Raw genomic sequence first — 4,664 nt, forward strand, 5'->3', positions numbered from 1 at the left:
CGTCATCAATGTTTCACAATCAATCTATATATAGCCTTTAATTGCGTTATACCCCTCTTGAGGCTATTGACAAATAGTACCATTATATTGTCCGAAATTATCGTTTACACCTTTTTATTTTGAGCGCGTTATTCCCTACTCTACGGCTATCAGATGCGACATATAGTGTCGCCTACCGTCTGTAAAAGCTCTAATCAAACATCGTGATTTGTTATAATTGGCTCATCCAATCAACCTTATACACAAAAGATACTCTGTGATCAGCAAGCACAACAGCACTTACAGACAAAATAGTACTCATAATGGTTATTACCTAGTTACTGATTATGAACTTATTTTCACTTATTTCACAATTTAACTTTGCTGTATAGTATGGTGATATATTAGAGATTCGGCTGGTTTATACATTTGAACGTGACAGTAGCTATCTACAAATACTCGACAACTCTAACGATCTAAATCATCATAAAATTCTATTTATGCCAACTGGATGCTGAGCGCCGATTTTTGGGTACGTAGCAATCGCCACTCAATGCGCCACTAATTTCAATATTGCAAATATATTGCGTATTGCATCAAAACTGATACTGTTACATCTATGATCAAAAACAAGGAACCTAGTATGGACGACAATAAAGCCAAGGCTCTCAAAGCTGCACTCGGTCAAATTGAAAAACAATTTGGTAAAAATACCATTATGCACCTAGGAGATGATGCCGCTATCCTCGATGCTGACGTGGTCTCAACAGGATCTCTTGGCTTGGATATCGCCCTTGGGGTGGGAGGCTTGCCGAAAGGTCGTATCGTTGAAATATACGGCCCAGAAAGCTCTGGTAAAACCACCATGACCCTACAGGCGATTGCAGAGTGCCAAAAACAAGGCGGAACTTGTGCCTTTATCGATGCTGAGCACGCACTAGATCCCGTTTATGCTCGTAAGCTTGGCGTGGTGACTGATGACCTTTTACTCTCCCAGCCTGACAATGGGGAGCAAGCACTTGAGATTACTGATATGTTAGTACGCTCAGGGGCAGTCGATATGATCGTCGTCGACTCAGTTGCTGCTTTGACACCACGTGCAGAGATCGAAGGTGAAATGGGCGACTCGCATATGGGCTTACAAGCGCGCCTGATGAGCCAAGCACTACGTAAAATCACTGGTAATGCCAAGCGCTCGAACTGTATGGTGGTCTTTATTAACCAAATTCGTATGAAGATCGGTGTGATGTTTGGTAGCCCTGAGACCACAACTGGTGGTAACGCGCTCAAATTCTATGCCTCAGTGCGCATGGATATCCGCCGTATTGGTTCGGTTAAGAATGGTGACGAAGTCATCGGTAACCAAACCCGTGTCAAAGTCATTAAAAATAAAATGGCGCCGCCATTCCGCCAAGCTGAGTTTGAAATCACCTATGGCGCTGGTACCAATCATTTGGCCGAAGTCATTGATTTGGGTGTTGAGATTGGCGCAGTTGGTAAGGCTGGCTCTTGGTATAGTTATGGCGATGAAAAAATCGGTCAAGGCAAAGCAAACTCTGTGCTATTCTTGAAAGAAAATCCTGCCATAGCCAAAGAAATCGAAGATAAAATCCGTGAAGAAAAACTCGGCTTGAAAAAAGACAGCGAAGCCGCAGACACCGAAAAATCTGATAAAAAACTGGCTGCAGAGCCTGTAAAATAACGATGTAACCGTTATACCTAATCGTGATTTATTATGGAAATTAAAACCTTATCTGAAATACTTGCTGAGTCGGATGCCGACTCAGCGAGCAACTCTCCTGCTCAACTCAAAAAGTCTTCCAAGGCTAATAAGCACGCTTCTGACAAACCAAATAAGCAGCACGAAAAAACAAACGCTGTAGCTAAAGAGCAGCCTATATATAACGACGGCTCTATTGATACAAAATCGAAAAACTCGTCTGCATCTAATAATCAAACAACATCCAAGCCGAAAAGACGTAAAAAACGAAAAAAAACTTTTCATCCAGCAGCGAATTTTACCGCTGATAATAATGACACACCTACTTATAAGCCGCCTGAGGCTCAAAACATCAAAGAAATGCTCGCAGAAGTTAAGCAAAATATTCATGGTGTTCATGGAGATAGCGACAATCAGGCTACTCTTGCCGTAACCAGTAGCCAGCAAGATCCAGAAACGTCGAAATCCTCATCCAAACCAACGATCGATGATGATGCAAGCAGCAGCGACAACTTGCCTAATGATAACTTACCTGCAGCCCTAAAAGCCTATTTGCGCACCCCTGAGCAAAGACAAGCAGAAATAGATGCCATCAAGGCAGAAAGCCGTCTACGTTGGCTAGCTTTTTATTATCTATCACGCCGCGAGTATGGCAGGGATGAGCTAAAACAAAAACTCGTCGATAAAAAACAAGACCCAATAAAAATTGACGCCTTACTCGATGAGTTTGCAGAAAAGGGCTATCAAAGCGACTACCGTACTACCTTGATGCTAATCCGGGAAAATATCCGCAAAGGACGTGGACGTGGACGTATAAAGCAGGAGTTCTATCGTAAGAAGATAGCCATGCCTAGCAACATCGACGAGTTGATCGACATGGCAAATACGGAAGCTGATGAGTTTAGTGAGTTTGTAGACGACAGCGAGGACAATTTAGTCGAAGGCGTCGATTGGCTTAAGCTAGCGGTCACAGCACGCACAAAAAAATACGGTGATGACATCCCTATCGAAGCAAAAGACAAAGCGCGCCAACTACGGTTTTTACAGTATAGAGGCTTTCAAAGTGACATCTGTTTTGCAGCTCTCAACCACACATTGGGGACACTAGATGAGCGTTTTTAATCACCGTTTACTTGTCAAAAACACTCGTCTATACATAAAGCAAGAAGGCGTGGTGGCATATTACTAGCACTTCATTTTAAGGTGGTGTGTCAAAAAGTATGCTGATTAAAACTTGAACAATTTTTGAAGCCTTGAAAGCCCTATAGAATCAGAGAACTTAGCATAGATTTCTTATTGACTTCTATCGCCAGCATACTTTTTAGAACACCACCCATTTTAATAGCACTCTTTACTAGCACCCTTACTAGGGTCCCAGTTTAATAATATCCCAGCACTTTCCACCAGAGCAAACCAGCACCGATCCAAATCACCAGATTTACCACGCTCATGATGGCCCCAATGCCCCACCACTCTTTTAAAGTCACAAATCCTGAGTTAAAGATGACTGGCGCAGTACCCGTTGCATAATGGGTAAGCGTCATCATGATGTTGCCCGCAGCGGCCAAGATAAGCGCGTATAACATCGGCGGCGCACCCAAGCTCAGCCCTACCGCATAAAACGCGGCAAATAATGCAGTGATGTGAGCGGTGGTACTCGCAAAGAAATAATGAATATACAGATACACTAAAGTTAGAATCGATACGGCGCCTATCCAGCCAACTCCTGTCGTGCCAATCACTGACTCAATGTTGCCAGCAAACCAACCAATCAAACCCAGCTCGTTCAGGTAGGCCGCCATCATAATGAGTGCCCCAAACCAAACAATGGTATCCCATGCTGATTTTTCTTTGAGAATATCGTCCCAAGTCAGAACACCCGTTAGTATCAAGGTCGTCAAACCAATAAATGCGGTAGTGGTCGCATTGACGCTAAATTGATCACCCAAGATAAGCGCTGGGATATTTGCCCACAATAGGAGCATCAATGCAAACACACCGAGCATAATTTTTTCGTGGGTGCTGATTTTTCCCATTTCTGACAAGTTGTCTTTTGCAAAACCCTTCGCATCAGGCGTGACCTTGACATCAGGCGGATAAATCATATAAATCACTACAGGCATCACAATCAAACACAGTATGCCAGGCACAAACATCGCTACCGCCCAAGTCGTCCATGACAGCTGAATATCACTACCCGTGGCTTTGTTGACCAGCTCTACCACCAACGGGTTGGGCGCGGTAGCTGTAATAAACATACCAGATGTGATGGGGTTGGCGTGATAGTTGACCATCGCCAGATAGCGACCCATCTTATTTTGAGTACCTTCTTCAGGTGTTGAATGAAAACTTTGAGCGATGGATTTCATGATCGGATGGATGATACCGCCACCACGCGCCGTATTAGATGGCGTAATGGGCGCTATCATTAGCTCAGCTGCCGTTAAAGAATACGCCACGCCGATGGTTTTTTTGCCAAAAATAGAAATGAAGTAATAGGCAATACGTCGACCAAGACCTGTTTTAATAAGGCCGCGCGATATCATAACAGCAATACCGATCAGCCATATCAGTGGGCTCGAGTAACTAGAAAGCGCATCACTGATTGCCTGTTTTGGACTGTCACTGGTGACACCCGTCAATGCCACCAGCGTGACAGCAATAATAGCTATTGCCCCGATGGGCAGCACTTTGCCGATGATCGCGACAATGGTGGCGATAAACAACGCCAACATATGCCAAGCGTCTGGGGTAACACCTGTAGGCACAGGAATAACAAACCAAATAATAAGACCCACTAATATAGCAATAGCGGTTTGAAGCGGCTTAAACGGCATAGGTAAGTATCCTTATAAAGGAGGCTTTTGAAATTACACAGCTAAACAACTAATCAGCCATATCATCTGTGACGTCATCAAGATAATCATCGCGATAAGAAAACTGAGTGGACTATATGAATATATTA

3 protein-coding genes are annotated in these 4,664 nt (G+C 43.7%); 2 read left to right on the forward strand and 1 reads right to left on the reverse strand.

The features are described 5' to 3' along the window. Positions 1–622: 622 nt before the first annotated feature. Together recA and L0J61_RS09395 are read left to right on the forward strand one after the other, a co-directional pair. Positions 623–1,681, forward strand: coding sequence for a recombinase RecA (recA, locus tag L0J61_RS09390; RefSeq protein WP_301466186.1), 1,059 nt, complete (start codon positions 623–625; stop codon positions 1,679–1,681). 33 nt (positions 1,682–1,714) lie between these two features. Then, positions 1,715–2,821, forward strand: a complete 1,107-nt coding sequence (locus tag L0J61_RS09395) for a regulatory protein RecX (protein WP_301466187.1) — start codon at positions 1,715–1,717, stop codon at positions 2,819–2,821. A 257-nt stretch (positions 2,822–3,078) separates the two neighbouring features. On the opposite strand, the gene L0J61_RS09400 is transcribed toward L0J61_RS09395, so the two are convergent. Further along, a complete protein-coding gene (locus L0J61_RS09400; RefSeq protein WP_301466188.1) occupies positions 3,079–4,536 on the reverse strand; it encodes an anion permease in 1,458 nt (485 codons plus the stop codon). Between the last annotated feature and the right edge of the window lie 128 nt (positions 4,537–4,664).

The organism is Psychrobacter sp. (genome assembly GCF_030457785.1).
Taxonomy (GTDB): domain Bacteria; phylum Pseudomonadota; class Gammaproteobacteria; order Pseudomonadales; family Moraxellaceae; genus Psychrobacter.